Origin of the sequence: Leifsonia xyli (genome assembly GCA_001647635.1) — a bacterium.
GTDB lineage: Bacteria > Actinomycetota > Actinomycetes > Actinomycetales > Microbacteriaceae > Leifsonia > Leifsonia xyli_A.
The window spans coordinates 1,373,604-1,389,393 of record CP014761.1 but is presented as its reverse complement, the minus strand read 5'-3'; the positions used below and the strand labels follow the sequence as shown (position 1 = coordinate 1,389,393).

At 70.1% G+C, this 15,790-nt stretch carries 15 protein-coding genes; 10 read left to right on the top strand and 5 right to left on the bottom strand.

The window, feature by feature from the left end; all coding sequences use genetic code 11:
* Nucleotides 1-258: 258 nt before the first annotated feature.
* The 4 genes from A0130_06770 (at nucleotide 259) to A0130_06755 (ending at nucleotide 4,710) form a co-directional block, all read left to right on the top strand.
* Nucleotides 259-1,500: a sugar ABC transporter substrate-binding protein gene (locus A0130_06770; protein ANF31410.1), complete on the top strand. Its 1,242-nt coding sequence runs from the start codon at nucleotides 259-261 to the stop codon at nucleotides 1,498-1,500.
* A 21-nt stretch (nucleotides 1,501-1,521) separates the two neighbouring features.
* The gene (locus tag A0130_06765) at nucleotides 1,522-2,478 is read left to right on the top strand and encodes a sugar ABC transporter permease (GenBank protein ID ANF31409.1); all 957 of its coding nucleotides are present in this window, start codon (nucleotides 1,522-1,524) and stop codon (nucleotides 2,476-2,478) included.
* Nucleotides 2,475-3,377 carry a sugar ABC transporter permease gene (locus A0130_06760; protein ANF31408.1) on the top strand — a complete coding sequence of 301 codons (903 nt, stop codon included), beginning with the start codon at nucleotides 2,475-2,477 and terminating at the stop codon, nucleotides 3,375-3,377. Before A0130_06765 ends, A0130_06760 begins: the two co-directional genes overlap by 4 nt.
* An 88-nt stretch (nucleotides 3,378-3,465) precedes the next feature.
* A complete protein-coding gene (locus A0130_06755; GenBank protein ANF31407.1) occupies nucleotides 3,466-4,710 on the top strand; it encodes a hypothetical protein in 1,245 nt (414 codons plus the stop codon).
* 15 nt (nucleotides 4,711-4,725) lie between these two features.
* Here the strand turns inward: A0130_06755 and A0130_06750 are convergent, their stop codons facing one another.
* On the bottom strand, nucleotides 4,726-6,243 hold the full coding sequence (locus tag A0130_06750) for a beta-N-acetylhexosaminidase (GenBank protein ID ANF31406.1): 1,518 nt from the start codon (nucleotides 6,241-6,243) through the stop codon (nucleotides 4,726-4,728).
* A gap of 234 nt (nucleotides 6,244-6,477) precedes the next feature.
* On the opposite strand from A0130_06750, the gene A0130_06745 reads away from it, so the two are divergent.
* The 3 genes from A0130_06745 (at nucleotide 6,478) to A0130_06735 (ending at nucleotide 9,297) form a co-directional block, all read left to right on the top strand.
* Nucleotides 6,478-7,833 (top strand): serine hydroxymethyltransferase, encoded by a 1,356-nt coding sequence (locus A0130_06745; GenBank protein ANF31405.1) that lies wholly within the window; start codon nucleotides 6,478-6,480, stop codon nucleotides 7,831-7,833.
* A gap of 97 nt (nucleotides 7,834-7,930) precedes the next feature.
* The gene (locus A0130_06740; protein ID ANF33327.1) at nucleotides 7,931-8,812 is read left to right on the top strand and encodes a bifunctional 5,10-methylene-tetrahydrofolate dehydrogenase/5,10-methylene-tetrahydrofolate cyclohydrolase; all 882 of its coding nucleotides are present in this window, start codon (nucleotides 7,931-7,933) and stop codon (nucleotides 8,810-8,812) included.
* Nucleotides 8,809-9,297, top strand: a complete 489-nt coding sequence (locus A0130_06735) for an aminoacyl-tRNA deacylase (GenBank protein ANF31404.1) — start codon at nucleotides 8,809-8,811, stop codon at nucleotides 9,295-9,297. The genes A0130_06740 and A0130_06735 overlap by 4 nt, the downstream gene beginning before the upstream one ends.
* 106 nt (nucleotides 9,298-9,403) lie before the next feature.
* Here the strand turns inward: A0130_06735 and A0130_06730 are convergent, their stop codons facing one another.
* The 3 genes from A0130_06730 to A0130_06720 are packed head-to-tail and all read right to left on the bottom strand — an operon-like array spanning nucleotide 9,404 to nucleotide 12,616.
* Entirely contained in the window at nucleotides 9,404-10,219 is an 816-nt protein-coding gene (locus tag A0130_06730; protein ANF31403.1) for an MBL fold metallo-hydrolase, read from the bottom strand.
* Between the two features lie 40 nt (nucleotides 10,220-10,259).
* The gene (locus tag A0130_06725; GenBank protein ID ANF31402.1) at nucleotides 10,260-11,420 is read right to left on the bottom strand and encodes a galactokinase; all 1,161 of its coding nucleotides are present in this window, start codon (nucleotides 11,418-11,420) and stop codon (nucleotides 10,260-10,262) included.
* Complete coding sequence (locus A0130_06720; GenBank protein ID ANF31401.1) at nucleotides 11,417-12,616, bottom strand: galactose-1-phosphate uridylyltransferase; 1,200 nt, start codon at nucleotides 12,614-12,616, stop codon at nucleotides 11,417-11,419. Before A0130_06720 ends, A0130_06725 begins: the two co-directional genes overlap by 4 nt.
* A gap of 81 nt (nucleotides 12,617-12,697) precedes the next feature.
* Between A0130_06720 and A0130_06715 the strand changes: the two genes are divergently transcribed.
* Nucleotides 12,698-13,483 (top strand): DeoR family transcriptional regulator, encoded by a 786-nt coding sequence (locus A0130_06715; protein ANF31400.1) that lies wholly within the window; start codon nucleotides 12,698-12,700, stop codon nucleotides 13,481-13,483.
* A 16-nt stretch (nucleotides 13,484-13,499) separates the two neighbouring features.
* On the top strand, nucleotides 13,500-14,435 hold the full coding sequence (locus A0130_06710) for a hypothetical protein (protein ANF31399.1): 936 nt from the start codon (nucleotides 13,500-13,502) through the stop codon (nucleotides 14,433-14,435).
* Here A0130_06710 and A0130_06705 read toward each other — a convergent pair.
* A complete protein-coding gene (locus tag A0130_06705; GenBank protein ANF31398.1) occupies nucleotides 14,414-15,118 on the bottom strand; it encodes a short-chain dehydrogenase in 705 nt (234 codons plus the stop codon). The genes A0130_06710 and A0130_06705 overlap by 22 nt on opposite strands.
* A gap of 101 nt (nucleotides 15,119-15,219) precedes the next feature.
* On the opposite strand from A0130_06705, the gene A0130_06700 reads away from it, so the two are divergent.
* Nucleotides 15,220-15,789, top strand: a complete 570-nt coding sequence (locus A0130_06700; GenBank protein ID ANF31397.1) for a hypothetical protein — start codon at nucleotides 15,220-15,222, stop codon at nucleotides 15,787-15,789.
* The last annotated feature ends 1 nt before the right edge of the window (nucleotide 15,790 follow it).

The window sequence follows — 15,790 nt, the reverse complement described above, 5'->3', positions numbered from 1 at the left end:
CGGTCTGTCTAGTAATCATGTTCAATCGTTTCTCGGAACGAATGCCGGGATTCCGCGGATCGGTGTAAACGCCATGTAACGATCTCCCGGTTGGTTCTTGACGGGAGCGCTCGTACGCGCCATGCTTTCGAGCATCCATTGAGTGCAAGTGCTTGTTTCAAGCAGAAACAAATCACTAAGCATCACCAGCTACGCATCGTCGCGCAGGCACCATCGCAGTGACGGTTCGTGTAATTCCCTTCGAGAAGTGAGGAAGCAATGAAGAAGTCACTGCGGTGGGGAGCGGCGGTCGCGACAGCGGCGGTCGCCACCATGACGCTCGCCTCCTGCGGCTTCAGCGGCGGGTCCGGAGGCTCGTCCGGCGGCGCGCAGACGCTCGACCTGATGGTGGCGAGCTACTCGGACAACACCAAGGCCGAGTGGCAGCAGATCATCAAGGACTTCGAGGCCAAGAACTCCGACATCAAGGTGAACCTCGACGTCGAGTCCTGGACGGACATCAACAACGTCATCAAGACGCGAATCCAGGCCCAGAAGCAGCCCGACATCCTGAACATCGACGCGTTCGCCGGCTTCGCGGCCGACGACCTGCTCTACCCGGCCAAGGACATCGTCTCGTCGTCCACGCTGAACGACTTCCAGGACGCCTTCAAGAAGAACGCGAGCATCGACGGCACCCAGTACGGCCTGCCGTTCATCGCCTCCGCCCGTGCTCTCTTCTACAACAAGGACGACTTCTCCAAGGCCGGCATCTCGGCCCCGCCGAAGACGTGGGCCGAGTTCGAGGAGGACGCGGGCAAGCTCAAGGCCGCCGGCGTCACCCCCTACGGCATGCCCCTCGGCAGCGAGGAGGCGCAAGCCGAGACCGCGCTCTGGTTCTACGGAGCGGGCGGCGGCTACGGCGACGCCAAGAAGCTGACGATCGACAGCTCGGAGAACGTCGAGGGCGCCACCGAGATGCAGAAGATCATCAACCAGGGCTACACGCAGCCGAACGCCGGTTCGACGAACCGCACGCCGCTGTTGAACGTCTTCATCCAGGGACAGCTCGGCATGCAGGTCGGCCTGCCGCCGACAGTCGGCCAGATCAAGGACAAGAACCCGTCGCTGCAGTACGGCATCGCGCCGATCCCGACGAAGGACGGCTCGCCGTTCACGCTGGGCGTCGCGGACCACCTGATGGCGTTCAAGAACAAGACCGACAAGACCGCGTCGATCAAGAAGTTCCTGGACTACTTCTACTCGAAGGACGTCTACTCGACGTGGGTCAAGGCGGAGGGCTTCCTGCCCACCACCAAGTCGGGCGCGGATGTGATGGGCTCGGACGAGACCATCAAGCCGTTCCTCGACCTGCTGCCGAACGCGAAGTTCTACCCGTCCACCAACCCGAACTGGTCGGCCGCGCAGGGCGCGATCCAGGCCCAGATCGGTCAGCTCGGTCAGGGCGCGAAGCCCGAAGACCTGCTGAAGTCGATCCAGGCGAAGGCCGACGGCCAGTAAGCCGGAGACCGGCATCCAGGTATGACCAGCACTGCTGAAGCGACCCGCGCGGGGGCGGCCACCGGCCGTCCCCGCCGCGGGGCGTCCCCCAAGCCCCGGACCGGCGCGTCCGACCTGTGGCACGCCGTGCCGTGGACGCTGCCCGCCCTCATCCTGATCTTCGGTGTGGTCCTGTTCCCCGCCGGCTACATGATCTACAACTCCACCCGCAAGATCTCGCTCGCCGGCGTGGACCACGGCTCGGTCGGGTTCCAGAACTACGCGACCGTGCTCTCCCGCCCGGAGCTCCCGGGCATCCTGCTCAACACCCTGGTCTGGGTCGTCTCGGTCGTCGTGATCACCGTGGTGATCTCGCTCGCCCTCGCCCAGTTCCTCGACAAGAACTTCCCCGGCCGGCGCTGGGTGCGGATGGCGATCATCGTGCCGTGGGCGGCGAGCGTCGTCATGACCACGACCGTCTTCGTCTACGGCCTCGACCCCTTCTACGGGATCATCAACAAGTTCCTGGTGGACATCCACCTGCTCGCCGAGCCGTTCGGCTTCACCAAGGAGCCGGTGCCCGCGTTCATCTCGTCGATCGGCATCGCGGTGTTCGTGTCGCTGCCGTTCACGACGTACACGATCCTGGCCGGCCTGGCCGGCATCCCGGGCGACATGCTCGAGGCGGCGAAGGTGGACGGCGCGAGCGCGTTCCGCTCCTACTTCAGCGTCACCCTGCCGAACCTGCGCAACGCGATCGCCCTGGCCACGCTGATCAACATCATCAACGTGTTCAACTCGCTGCCCATCCTGAAGCTGATGACCGGGTCCATCCCCGGCTACAAGGCGGACACGACCACCACCTACGTGTTCAAGCTGCTGCAGAACGAGCAGCGGATCGACCTGTCGAGCGCGCTCAGCGTGATCAACTTCCTGATCGTGCTCGTCGTCGTCGGCCTGTACCTGTGGATCGTGAAGCCGATGAAGGAGGTCTCGTGACCGCCCCCGCCCCCGTCGCGCTCGCCGGAGCCGGAGCCCCGGCCGTGCGCCGGCGTCGCCCTCGCGGGTCCCGCTCGCCGTGGCGCACCGTCGTCAAGGTCATCGCGGGCATCGTCATCGCCCTGGTCTTCATCGCGCCGTACCTGATCATGCTGGTCGGCTCGTTCAAGAGCCGGAACAACATCCTCGCCGTCCCGCCGACCTACCTGCCCGAGCAGTGGCATCCCGAGAACTACCTCACGATGTGGTCGACGCCCGAGACGCCGCTGCCGTACAACCTCATCTCGACGATCGTGATCGCGGTGTTCGCGACGGCGCTCGTGCTGATCGTCTGCGTCCCGGCTGCGTATTACACGGCCCGGTTCCGGTTCCCGGGGCGCGGGATCTTCCTGTTCCTCGTCATCGTCACGCAGATGCTCCAGCCGACCGTGCTCGCCACGGGTCTGTTCAAGGAGATGGTGGCGCTCGGGATCAACGACACCTGGCTCGCGATGATCCTGGTGAACGCCGCGTTCAACCTGGCGTTCGCGATCTGGATCATGCACAGCTTCTTCTCCGGGGTGCCGAAGGAGGTCGACGAGGCCGCCCAGCTCGACGGCGCGGGCAAGTGGACCGTGCTGTTCCGCGTCCAGCTGCCTCTGGTGTGGCCGGGGATCGTGACGGCGATCATCTACACGTTCGTCGCATCCTGGAACGAGTTCGCGGCCAGCCTGGTCATCCTGTCGACGGACGCGAACCAGCCGCTGTCCGTCGCGCTCACCAAGTTCGTCGGACAGTACGATGCGGCGTGGCAGTACGTGTTCGCGGTGTCGGTCGTGGCGGTCATCCCCGTGGTGATCCTGTTCATGCTGATCGAGAAGCGGCTCGTGGGCGGACTGACGGCGGGGAGCGTGAAGTAGGGTCCCCCCAGTCGACCGCTCCCCGCGCACATCCCGCACGGGTACCATCCAAGAGGCGAAATCAGCGGGCGGCCTCACGGATGGGACGATGACAGCGGAAACGACGAGCACCCGGCGACCGGTTCTCACGGCCGCACCGCTCGCCGTACCCAGGCGGCTGCGTTTCGCCGGCCGGGAGGTGCCCTGGTGGGCGGCGGTGCTCGTGATGTACGCCGTGTCGCGGCTGCTGACGACGGCGCTCATGCTGGCGCTGTTCATCGCCGCGAACGTCGGCCACTGGGAGTACGCCAGCCCGCGGATGGATCCCACGTTCTTCACGTTCTCCGGATCCTGGGACGGCGCGTACTACAGCCAGATCGTCGAGCAGGGGTACCCGACGTCGCTTCCGCTCGACGCCGACGGGTCGGTGCAGCAGAACCCGTGGGCGTTCCTGCCGCTGTACCCGATCATCGTGCGCGCACTGACCTTCGTGACCGGGATGGACTTCTACCCGGCCGGGGTCGCCGTCGCGATGGTGTTCGGCGCGGCGGCGAGCGTGGTGCTCTTCCGCCTGGTGGCGGCGCGCGCGGGCGTGTCCAGCGCATTCTGGGCGACCGCGTTCTTCTGCTTCGGGCCGCTGTCGTTCGTGCTGCAGATCGCATACGCCGAGAGCCTGTTCTTCTTCCTGATGTTCGCGGCGCTGCTGATGATGATCCAGCGGCGCTACTGGCTGATGCTGCCGTTCGGGGTGGCGGCGGCCTTCACGCGTCCCGGTGCGCTGGCGCTGCCGTTGGCGCTCGCGATCGTGCTGCTGATCCGGATGCTGCAGGTGCGGCGCGGGGGAGAGCCCTTCCGTCCACGGGAACGGCTGAGCATGATCGTGACGGGAGCCGTCATGGCGGTCGCGGGGATGTCGTGGCCGATCATCGCGGCGGCGGTGACGGGCACCGGCGACGCCTACGTCGCCACCGAGCTGTCGTGGTGGACGGGTTTCATCGGCAAGGTCGCGTTCATCCCGCTGACGCCGTGGTTCCTGCTCAGCTGGCGCTACCTCAGCATCCTGGGCGCCCTCATCGTGATCGGGATCGTCGCGGGCTTCGTCTGGATCGTGACCCGGCGGTCCGTTCGCGCGCTCGGGACGGACGTCGTCGCGTACGCGGTCAGCTACGGGCTCTACCTGTTCGCGGTGTTCCTGCCGCAGCAGAGCACGTTCCGGCTGCTGCTGCCGCTGTCGCCGCTCGCCGGAGCCCGCGGGCTGACGCGCAACCGGCGTGCGCGGAAGGCGACGCTGATCGCGTGCATCGCGCTCCAGCCGGTGGCGCTGGCGCTGCTGTGGTTCATCGGGTACCCGTGACCCGGGCGGCAGGCCTCAGCCCACGCGTTCCGGCCACCTGACCTCCGGAACGCGCCGGTACTTCGTCCCCGCCGCATCCCAGTGCTCGGCGAGGGACGCCAGCCGGTCGGAGAAGTCCGACAGGTCGCGCGCCGCGACCACGGGCTCGGTGTCAGCCGGGGCTGCCGACCAGCCGACCTCGGCGACGGCCGCGAGCCGCGGGAAGACCATCTCCTCCACCTCGTCGATCGTCGCGACCGTCTCGGTCCAGAGCGGCGCCTCCACGCCCAGGATGTGCGCATCCCCGAGGCCGGGGACGATGCGCGCAGGGTCCCAGACGAAGGAGTCGCGGAGCGTGGTGGGGCCGCCGGTCCAGTCCTGACCGATCGGGTCGCCGTCCGCGTACACGATGTCGAGGTACGCGACGTCGGACGGCGACATGATGACGGAGCCGCCGTCGCGGACGAACGCCAGCGCCAGCTCGGCGGCCTGGCCGCGCGGGGCGGTGAAATCCCAGTACTGGCCGATCGTACCGGCCGGCAGACCGCCGGCCTTGCCGACCTCGTGCCAGCCGACGGGCGTCTTGCCGTTCTCGGCGGCGACGCGGAACGCATCCTGGACGAACGCGGCGAAGTCGGCGTCGCTCGTGCTCAGGCACTCGTCGCCGCCGAGGTGGAGGTACGGACCGGGCGTGAGCGCCGCGACCTCGCGGATCACCTCCCGGACGAACCGCTGCGTGACCGGGTCGCCGGTGCGCAGGGTGCTGAACCCGACCTCCGAGCCGGTGTACAGCGCAGGCGCGAACCCGTCGGGGTTGAGCTCGGGATAGGACGCGAGCGCCGCGTTGGTGTGGCCCGGCATGTCGATCTCGGGGACGACCGTGATGTGCCGCTCGGCGGCGTACGCCACGAGGTCGCGGAACTCGTCCTGCGTGTAGAACCCGCCGCGGCTGCCGTCGCTGCCGGTCGAGCCGCCGATCCGGGTCAGCTCGGGCCACGACTCGATCTGGAGGCGCCAGCCCTGGTCGTCCGTCAGGTGCAGGTGCAGGTGGTTCAGCTTGAGCAGGACGATCGCGTCGATGAACCGCTTCACCTCGGCGGGCGTGAAGAAGTGGCGCGCCACATCCAGCATCGCGCCGCGGTAGGCGTACCGGGGGTGGTCGTGGATGCGGACGGCGTCGATCGTCAGAGGGTCGCCCTCGCATGCGGCGGGGAGCAGCTGACGCAGGGTCTGCACGCCCCAGAACGCGCCTGCGGTGGTCGCGGCGCCGATCCGGACGCCCTCGGCTGAGACCTCGAGGGTGTAACCCTCTGCGCTGTCGGAGCCGTCCTCGTGCGGTCCCTCACCCGGCGCGATCACGATCGCGATGTCGCCGTAGGCGGGCGGTTCGGCGACGATCGCGGGCTCGCGGCCGCAGTCCGAGGCGAGTTCTGCGGACAGCAGACGGGCGACTCCGTCCGCCCCGGCGCCTGCGACGCTGATGCGCGCGGAGCCGGTCAGCACGAACGGGGATGCCGCGGAGATCTCGGTGCGGACGGGGCGGGGCACGACCACGGTGGGCTCCTGGAGGCTCGGGGGAGTGCGGACCGGCCGGCACCGCCACCCCCGCTGGTCGACCAGAAGCGAGTATTGCAGGGCTCCTAACTAATGGGCAAGGGTTCCGGCGGGTGGCCGCTTTGCTATGCTGTCCCACGTCGCAACTGGCGCTCAGATGGTCACCATCGGGGAGCGACACGCAACCTCCTTGAACACGGGTGGATTCGGCCGCGCGCCTGGGTCGATACGCAGATGGTCCATCCCTGTACGAAGGAGCCGGTTTTGACCGACACGTTGCCCTCCACGTTCACAGCGCCTCTCTCCGAGGTCGACCCCGAGATCGCCGAGGTCCTCCAGCTGGAGCTCGGCCGCCAGCGCGACTACCTCGAGATGATCGCGTCCGAGAACTTCGTGCCGCGTGCCGTGCTCGAGGCGGTCGGTTCGGTGCTCACCAACAAGTACGCCGAGGGCTACCCGGGCCGTCGCTACTACGGCGGCTGCGAGTACGTCGACGTCGCCGAGCAGCTGGCGATCGACCGGGCGAAGGCCCTCTTCGGCGCCGAGTACGCCAACGTCCAGCCGCACTCGGGCGCCTCGGCCAACGCGGCCGTGCTGTCCGCCATCGCGACGCCGGGCGACACCATCCTGGGCCTGGAGCTCTCGCACGGCGGCCACCTGACACACGGGATGAAGCTCAACTTCTCCGGCAAGCTCTACAACGCCGTGTCCTACGGCGTCGACCCCGAGTCGTTCCTCGTCGACATGAACGTCGTGCGCGACAAGGCCCTGGAGCACAAGCCGCAGGTCATCATCGCCGGCTGGTCCGCGTACCCGCGCCAGCTCGATTTCGCCGCGTTCCGCGAGATCGCGGACGAGGTGGGCGCCAAGCTGTGGGTCGACATGGCGCACTTCGCCGGCCTCGTAGCCGCGGGCCTTCACCCGTCGCCCGTGCCGCACGCCGACGTCGTCTCGTCGACCGTGCACAAGACCATCGGCGGCCCGCGCTCCGGCTTCATCGTCAGCCGCGACACCGAGCTCGCCAAGAAGCTCAACTCCAACGTCTTCCCCGGTCAGCAGGGCGGCCCGCTGATGCACGTGATCGCCGCGAAGGCGACCGCGTTCAAGCTCGCCGCGACCGAGGAGTTCAAGGACCGCCAGGAGCGCACCATCCGCGGCGCGCAGATCCTCGCCGAGCGTCTCACCGCCGACGACTCCCGCGCTGCGGGCGTGGACGTGCTCACCGGCGGCACCGACGTGCACCTGGTGCTCGCCGACCTGCGCACCTCGGAGCTCGACGGCCAGCAGGCCGAAGACGTGCTGCACGAGGTCGGCATCACGGTCAACCGCAACGCGGTGCCGTTCGACCCGCGCCCGCCGATGGTCACCTCCGGCCTCCGCATCGGCACGCCCGCGCTGGCGACCCGCGGCTTCGGCGACACCGAGTTCACCGAGGTGGCCGACATCATCGCGCTCGCGCTGCGTCCCGGCGCCGACACGAAGGCGCTGCGCGCCCGCGTGGACGCCCTGACCGCCGCGTTCCCGCTCTACCCGGGCCTGACCCCGTCCGGCCAGGAGGGCTTCCCCGTCGAGCTCCCGTCCTCCATCTGACCCCGACCCCTCCGTCAAGTCCGCGAAGAGTGCACGCCGCCACGGCGCGTCCCGTGCATTCTTCGTGTACTCGATGGGGGAAACACAAGGAGTGCGCGTGACTGCACGGATCCTCGACGGCAAGGCGACCGCGGCCGAGATCAAGGCGGAGCTCCGGGACTGCGTGGCGGCGCTGCGCGAGAAGGGGATCGTGCCGGGGCTCGGCACGATCCTCGTCGGCGACGACCCGGGCTCGCAGTGGTACGTCGCGGGCAAGCACCGCGACTGCGCGGAGGTGGGGATCGCATCCCTGCGCCGCGATCTCCCGGCCGACATCTCGCAGGCGGAACTGGAGGCGGTGGTCGAGGACCTCAACGCCGACCCCGACTGCACCGGCTTCATCGTCCAGCTGCCCCTGCCCGCGCACCTCGACACCCACGCCATCCTCGAGCTGGTCGATCCGGCGAAGGACGCGGACGGGCTGCACCCGACAAACCTCGGCCGCCTGGTCCTGAACGCCAACGACCCGATCACGTCTCCGCTGCCGTGCACGCCGCGCGGCGTGATCGAGCTGATGACGCGCCACGGCGTCGACCTGCGCGGCGCGGACGTCGTCGTGGTCGGTCGCGGCGTAACCGTCGGCCGCTCGATCGGCGCGCTGCTCACCCGGCGCGAGTTCAACGCGACGGTCACGCTGACGCACACCGGGACGCGGTCCCTGGGCGAGCATCTGCGCCGCGCCGACGTGATCATCTCCGCGGCGGGTGTCGCGGGGCTCATCACCGCCGACGACGTGAAGCCGGGCGCCGTGGTCCTCGACGTGGGCGTGAGCCGGGTCGAGGACCCGGTGACGGGCAAGAGCGTGGTGGCCGGAGACGTCGCACCCGAGGTGGCGGAGGTCGCCTCCTGGATCTCGCCCAACCCCGGCGGGGTCGGACCGATGACACGCGCGCTGCTGCTCCAGAACATCGTGGAGGCGGCGGAGAGGGAGCTGGCATGACCGACGAATCCGCCGAGCGGACGCACCCCGCCGTCGAGCGCGTCGAAGCAGCCCTCCTCGCGGCAGGGGTGGAGCCGCGGGTGCGCTGGTTCCACGCGGCGACGCCGACCGCCGTGGCAGCCGCCGCCGAGCTCGGCGTCGAGGTCGGCGCCATCGCGAACTCGCTCGTCTTCACGCTGGACGGCGAACCGCTCCTCGTCATGACGTCGGGCGCGCACCGCGTCGACACCGCCTTCCTGGGCGAGCGGCTGGGCGGCCGCATCCGCCGGGCCGACCCCGACACCGTGAAGGCCGCGACCGGCCAGACCATCGGCGGGGTCGCTCCCGTCGGCCATCCCGCGCCGCTGCGGACCGTCGTGGATGAGGCGCTCGCCGGCTACCCGGAGGTCTGGGCCGCCGCGGGCCACGCCCACACCGTCTTCCCGACCACCTTCGACGAGCTGGTCCGCCTCACCCACGGCACCCCGTCCCCCGTCACGCCCTAGCCCCTCCCTCGAGTGGAAGGGCCGCCGAAGGGCAGCTAATTGCGGCCGACACGCCGCTCTTCCCCGCAACTACCCGCACTTCGGCGGCCCTTCCGTCTCGGGCGCGTCAGCGGTCGATGACGACGATGAAACGGCGGCGGGTCACGCGCTGGCCGGGCTCGCCGGTCAGCTCGTCGAGGGCGGCGAGCACGCGGTCCAGGATGCGCGGGCGCAGCGGCAGCTCGGCCTCGTCGGGCTGCTCCACCGTTCCGGGCGGGTAGGCGACGCCGGGGGAGGCGGACATCTCGATGTGCGCGCCGCGCAGCTCGCGCACCGGCGCCGTGGGGTCGTCGCGGAAACGGATGAGCCGCTCGATCGTCGCCCGGTACTGCGCCAGGTCGCGCACGTACAGATGCGCGGGCAGCACGGTGTCCCCGGTGAACAGGATGCCCGTGCGGCGGTCGAAGAACACCACCGCCGAGGGCTCGTGGCCCGGCCCGCCGATCACGTCGACCACGCGTCGGCCCAGGTCGAACGGCACCGTCTCATCCGGCCAGGACCGGAATCCGAAGAAGCCGATCACCTCGGCCGGGCTGGTTCCGACGATGGTCGTGCCCGGACGGTCGCGCAGGAGTGCGTCCCCGGCGATGTGGTCGCCGTGCGCGTGCGAGTGCGCCACGACCAGCGGATACGGTCGCGTGAAGACCGCGGGGTTACGACGCAACCACTCGGCGGTCAGCCGCTCCACCGTCGACCGCAGCGGGAACACGCGCTCGTCGGAGGTGGCGCCGGTGTCGATGAGCAGCGCCCGCTCCCGCCCGAACAGCAGGTAGAGGAACGGCGCCTCCCAGTGGGACGCCTTCGGCTGACGCACCTGCACGGTGTCCGGGTCGAGCCAGGTCACCTGCGGCTCGGTCGAACGCGTGTCGGTCACCCTCGCCATTCAACCCTCGCCGGGTAAAGCGGAGGTGAACAGCGCCGGCTCAGTCCTCGCGCCGGGCGCCCTCGGACGCGCGGACCGTGAACAGGTCCGGCTGACCGAACCCGTGCTCCGCGAACGCGCCGTCGAGAGCGACCAGCACTCGGCTCACCGCGTCCGACGGAACCAGTGCGATCGCCGAGCCGCCGAAGCCGCCGCCGGTCATGCGCGCGCCGAGGGCGCCGTTCGCCTGGGCGGTCTCGACGGCGAGGTCTAGCTCGGGCACCGAGATCTCGAAGTCGTCGCGCATGGAGACGTGGGAGGCGTCGAGCAGCGGGCCGATCGCCGCCGGTCCCTCCTCGCGCAGGGTCTGCACCGTGTCGAGCACGCGCTGATCCTCGGTCACGATGTGGCGGACTCGGCGGAACGTCACGTCGTCCAGCAGTTCCCGCGCTCGGTCGAGGTCGTCGATCGACACGTCGCGCAGCGCCTCGACGCCCAGGATCCGCGCGCCTTCCTCGCAGGATCGGCGGCGGTCGGCGTACCCGCCCGTCGCGTGCGCGTGCGTCACTCCGGTGTCGATGATCAGGATCTCGAGCCCCGCGTCCTCGAGGCCGAGCGGCACGATCTGCGACTCGAGCGAGCGGCAGTCGAGGAACACGGCGGCGTCGCGCTCACCGAGCAGCGAGGCGGACTGGTCCATGATGCCGGTCGGCGCGCCGACGGCGACGTTCTCGGCGCGCTGCCCCACGCGCGCCAGCGTGCGGCGGTCGAGGCCGAGCCGCCAGATCTCGTTCAGTGCGACAGAGACGGCGCTCTCGATCGCGGCGGAGGACGACAGCCCGGCGCCGACAGGCACGTTCGAGTCGATCAGGATATCGACGCCCGGCACCGCGGCGAGGTCGGCGCCGAACTCGCCCAGCGCCCACGCCACACCCAGCGGGTAGGCGGCCCAGCCGCTCAGCGCCTCGGGCGTGAGCTCGTCGAGCGACACCTCCACCAGCTCATCCGCGAACGTGCTTCCGACGCGAAGCACGCGGTCGTCCCGCACGCCGACCGCCGCGACCGTGCGACGGTTGATCGCGAACGGCAGCACGAAGCCGAGGTTGTAGTCGGTGTGCTCGCCGATCAGGTTGACCCGGCCGGGCGCCGACCAGACGCCGTCGGGTTCGCGGCCGAACACCTGGGCGAAGTCGTCGCGGACGCCGGTGCGCAGGTCGGTCATCGGTCAGCCTCTCGGTCGGAGTCGGGGGTAGTGGGCGCGACGGTCACGAGCTCGGTGACCTCGACCGGCAGCGGGCCGACCGGATTCGCAGCATCCGCTCGCGCGATGGCCTCGCGCACCGCGGCGGCGGCCTGCTCCGGCGGGACGTCGCCGATCCAGGCGCCCATCGCCGCCTCCGAGCCGGCCAGGAACTTCAGCTTATCCGCCCCGCGCCGCGGCGAGGTCAGCTGCAGCATGAGCCGGATCTCGTCGCGCCGGACGTCCACCGGCGCCTGGTGCCAGGCGGCGATGTACGGCGTGGGGGAGTCGTAGAGGGCGTCGACGCCGCGCAGCACGCGCAGGTACAGGGTCGCCAGCTCGTCACGCTCGGCCGCGTTCGTCTCGGCGAGGTCGGCGACGTGGCGGTGGGGCAGCACGTGGATCTCGATCGGCCAGCGCGCCGCGAACGGCACGAACGCCGTCCAGTGCTCGCCCGCGAGGACCACGCGCTCCGAGTTCCGTTCACGCTCCAGAATGTCGGCGAACAGCGTGGGGCCGTAGGCGTCGAGCGACCGGATCAGGGCCGTCGTCCGCGGGGTGATGTACGGGTAGGAGTAGATCTGCCCGTGTGGGTGGTGCAGCGTCACGCCGATCGCCTCGCCGCGGTTCTCGAACGGGAAGACCTGCTGCACGCCGGGCAGCGCCGAGAGAGCAGCGGTGCGGTCCGCCCACGCCTCGATCACCGTCCGGGCTCGCGACGGAGTCAGGCTGCCGAACGCACCGGTCGTGGCCGGGCTGAAGCAGACCACCTCGCAGCGGCCGACAGAGGTCCGGGTGCGCCCGAGGCCGACCTCGGCCAGGTCGTCCGGGCCCTGCGGGGCGTTCCCGTCTTCGAGCAGCGGGCCGAACGACGGCGACTTGTTCTCGAATACGGCGACGTCGTAGAGGTCGGGGATCTCGGACGGGTTCGTCGGGCTCGCCGGCGCGAGCGGGTCGAGCTCAGCGGGCGGGAGCATCACGCGGTTCTGCCGTGCCGCCGCGATGGACACCCACTCCCCGGTGAGCGGGTCCTGTCGCATCGTCGCCGTCGCCGGACGCGGTGCTGGCTCGCGCAAGTCGGGCTTGCGCTCGGGCGCGAGCGTCGTGTCGGCGTCGTCGTAGTAGATGAGCTCCCGGCCGTCGGAGAGACGGGTGGGGCGCTTCGTGATCGCGGCCATGCCATCCTTTCGATTCCGAAAGCAAGGATACGTTGATGCTTTCGTATTGACAAGATATCGCAAGCGTTCCAGCATGGACGCATGAGCGAACCGCTGCCCGCCGCGCTCCGCCGCGAACGGATGCTCGAGCTGATCGGCCGGGCCGGTTTCGCCCGCGTCTCCGACCTCAGCGAGGCGTTCCAGGTCTCCGACGTCACCGTGCGGAGCGACCTGGATGCGCTCGATCGCGACCAGAGCATCCGCCGCGTGCACGGCGGCGCGGTCCTGCGCGCCGCCGGCACCAGGGAGGCGAGCTTCGAGGAGGCGCTGGAGTCGTCCGCCGACGAGAAACGGCGCATCGGCGAGGCAGCCGCGGCGATGGTCGTCCCCGGCAGCAGTGTGCTGCTCGACGTCGGCACGACGACCGCCGCCATCGCCCGGGCGCTTGTCGAGCGCGACGACCTCGACGGCGTCACCGTCATCACCAACGGCCTCACCATCGCGTTGGAGCTTGAGCGTGCCATCCCGCGCTTCGAGGTGGTCGTGACGGGCGGCACCCTGCGGCCGCTGCAGCACTCGCTCGTCGAGCCGCTCGCGGCCGTGCTGTTGGAGCGCGTCCACGCCGACCTCGCGTTCATCGGCTGCACGGGAGTGCATCCCACCGGCGGCATCACCAACGTCAACCTGCCGGAGGCCGACCTCAAGCGGGTGATGGTCGGCTCCGCCGAGCGCGCCGTGGTCGTCGCCGACGGCAGCAAGCTCGGACGCACCCATCTCGGTCGCATCGCCGGGCTCGCCGACGTCGCGGAGCTCATCACCGGCACCTCGGCCGACGACGTCGAGGTCGCGGCGCTGCGGAAAGCCGGTCTGCCTGTGGTCGTGGCCTGAGGCCTACCCTGGTCCCATGCGACCCGCGACCGGTGAACAGTACGAGCTCGACTTCGGCGACCTGAGCGCCACCATCGTCCAGGTGGGCGCGGGCATCCGGTCCCTCCGTTTCGCGGAGTCCGACCTGACCGAGCCGTATCCCGCCGCCGAGCAGACCCCGTCGGCCTGCGGCATCGTCCTCGTGCCCTGGCCGAACCGCGTGAAGGACGGCCGCTGGGACTACGAGGGCAGGACGCTGCAGCTCGACCTCACCGAGCCCGCCAAGGGCAACGCGAGCCACGGCCTGCTGCGCCGCCGCCCCTACGAGCTGGTCGACCGCACCGACTCGACCGTCACCCAGGCCGCCGCCATCTATCCCGAGCCGGGCTACCCGTTCGCGCTGGAGACCGCCGTCACGCACGAGCTGCACACCGAGGGGATGTCGGTGACCCACTCGATCTCCAACGTCGGCGAGACCGCCGCCCCCGTCGCTGTCGGCGCGCACCCGTACCTCCGCATCGCGGACGTGCCTCCGGAGGAACTGATCGTCCGCGTCGCCGCGCGCACCCGCTTCGAGACGGACGACCGCAGCAACGTGACCGGGGAGGCGCCGGTCGAGGGCACGCCCTACGATCTGTCCGCGGGGCGCCGCGTCAGCGAGCTCGACCTGGACACCGGCTACGCCGATCTGCCCGACGGCCCGGTGGAGCATTCGCTCTCGGCTGACGACGGCCGTCGCGTGGTGCTCTGGGGTGACGAGGCGTTCCGTTACGTGCAGGTGTTCACGCACCGCTCGTTCGCCCCGAAGCCGGGCGGCGTCGCGCTCGCGATCGAGCCGATGACCGCGCCGGCGAACGCCCTCAACTCCGGTCGCGGCCTCCGCTGGCTGGAGCCGGGGGAGACCTGGACCGTGAGCTGGGGCATCCGTCCGGAGGGCTTCGGCGGCGAGGCCTACCTGGCCAGCTGGGGGTAGAGAACGCGGACGTCCTCGTTCAGGCGCGACTTCACGCCGCGAGCGACGTCGCCGACGATCGCCTCGGCTTCGTCCGCGGCGACGGCGTCGAGCGCCTCGTCCACGACCTGGCGCGGCGGCACCTTGACGCCCTCCGTGTCCGCCGCCATCTCTGTGTCGACGTAGCCGACGTGCACGCCCACGACCTGGATGCCCGCCGGCGCGAGCTCGACGCGGGCCGAGTTGCTGGCGGACCACAGCGCGGCCTTCGTCGCGCTGTACGACCCGGTCGCGTACCAGCTGAGAGCGGAGTGCATGTTGACGATGGCGCCGCCGCCGTTCGCCTCGATGACCGGCGCGAAGGCGCGAGTCACAAGCACCGGACCCCAGTAATTGGTGTCGAGCTCGCGCCGGATCTCGCCGAGGTCGCCGGTCACGAGCGACTGGTTGGATGCGATGCCCGCGTTGTTGACGAGCACCGTCACGTCGCCGGCGACCTCGGCCGCGCGGCGGATGCTCTCCGGGTCGGTCACGTCGAGGGGCAGCGCGACCACGCGCGGGTCGTCGATACCGACGCTCTCGGGGCGGCGCGCCGCGGCGTAGACCTTGGTGGCGCCCCGCTCGAGGAGCGCGGCGACGAACGCGGCGCCGAGGCCGCGGTTGGCGCCGGTGACGAGGGCGACGCGTCCGGTGATGTCGGTCATGGAAAGTCCTTCCGGGAAAAGTAAACCGATCTGTGTATCGGCGTGCTGACAATGTACACAGATCGGTTTACTTTTCGCAACCGCGCCCGTAGAATTCGTTTGTGACCACGACGACCCCTGCCAAGCCCAAGCCGCGCGACCGCGTCCTCGCCGCCGCCGCCCGGCTGTTCGTGCGCGAGGGCGTCAACGCCGTCGGAATCGACCGGATCGCCCAGGAGGCCGAGGTCTCCAAGCGGTCGATCTACCAGCACTTCGACGGCAAGGACGCGGTCGTCGCCACGATGCTCCAGGAGTACGGGCCGCAGGTCGTCGCCGGCTACTTCGCTCCGGACAGCGAGGGCACCCCGCGCGACCGCGCCCTCCACGTCTTCGAGGCGCTGCACGAGGCGGCGCTGGTGAGCGACTTCTACGGCTGCCCCTTCGTCAACGTCGCCACCGAGCTGCGCGACCGCGAGCATCCCGCCGCCGTGGTCGCCCGGCACTTCAAGGGGGAGCTGACCGCGTACTTCGAGCGGCAGGCCGCCGCCGCGGGCGCGCGCGACCCGCACCTGCTCGCCGTGCAGTTGACGCTGCTCTTCGACGGCGCGTCCGCCAGCGCCGCCATGCGCGGCGGAACGCCCGACGCCGCGCTCCAGGCGGCCGCGCAGCTCTTCGACGCCGCCACCGCCTGAG

Bases quoted from the DNA above. Each gene is read 5' to 3' on its own strand.
- A0130_06770 (ANF31410.1), top strand. From the start codon at position 259: ATGAAGAAGTCACTGCGGTGGGGAGCGGCGGTCGCGACAGCGGCGGTC.
- A0130_06765 (ANF31409.1), top strand. From the start codon at position 1,522: ATGACCAGCACTGCTGAAGCGACCCGCGCGGGGGCGGCCACCGGCCGT.
- A0130_06755 (ANF31407.1), top strand. From the start codon at position 3,466: ATGACAGCGGAAACGACGAGCACCCGGCGACCGGTTCTCACGGCCGCA.
- A0130_06745 (ANF31405.1), top strand. From the start codon at position 6,478: ATGGTCCATCCCTGTACGAAGGAGCCGGTTTTGACCGACACGTTGCCC.
- A0130_06735 (ANF31404.1), top strand. From the start codon at position 8,809: ATGACCGACGAATCCGCCGAGCGGACGCACCCCGCCGTCGAGCGCGTC.
- A0130_06730 (ANF31403.1), bottom strand. From the start codon at position 10,219: ATGGCGAGGGTGACCGACACGCGTTCGACCGAGCCGCAGGTGACCTGG.
- A0130_06725 (ANF31402.1), bottom strand. From the start codon at position 11,420: ATGACCGACCTGCGCACCGGCGTCCGCGACGACTTCGCCCAGGTGTTC.
- A0130_06720 (ANF31401.1), bottom strand. From the start codon at position 12,616: ATGGCCGCGATCACGAAGCGCCCCACCCGTCTCTCCGACGGCCGGGAG.
- A0130_06715 (ANF31400.1), top strand. From the start codon at position 12,698: ATGAGCGAACCGCTGCCCGCCGCGCTCCGCCGCGAACGGATGCTCGAG.
- A0130_06710 (ANF31399.1), top strand. From the start codon at position 13,500: ATGCGACCCGCGACCGGTGAACAGTACGAGCTCGACTTCGGCGACCTG.
- A0130_06705 (ANF31398.1), bottom strand. From the start codon at position 15,118: ATGACCGACATCACCGGACGCGTCGCCCTCGTCACCGGCGCCAACCGC.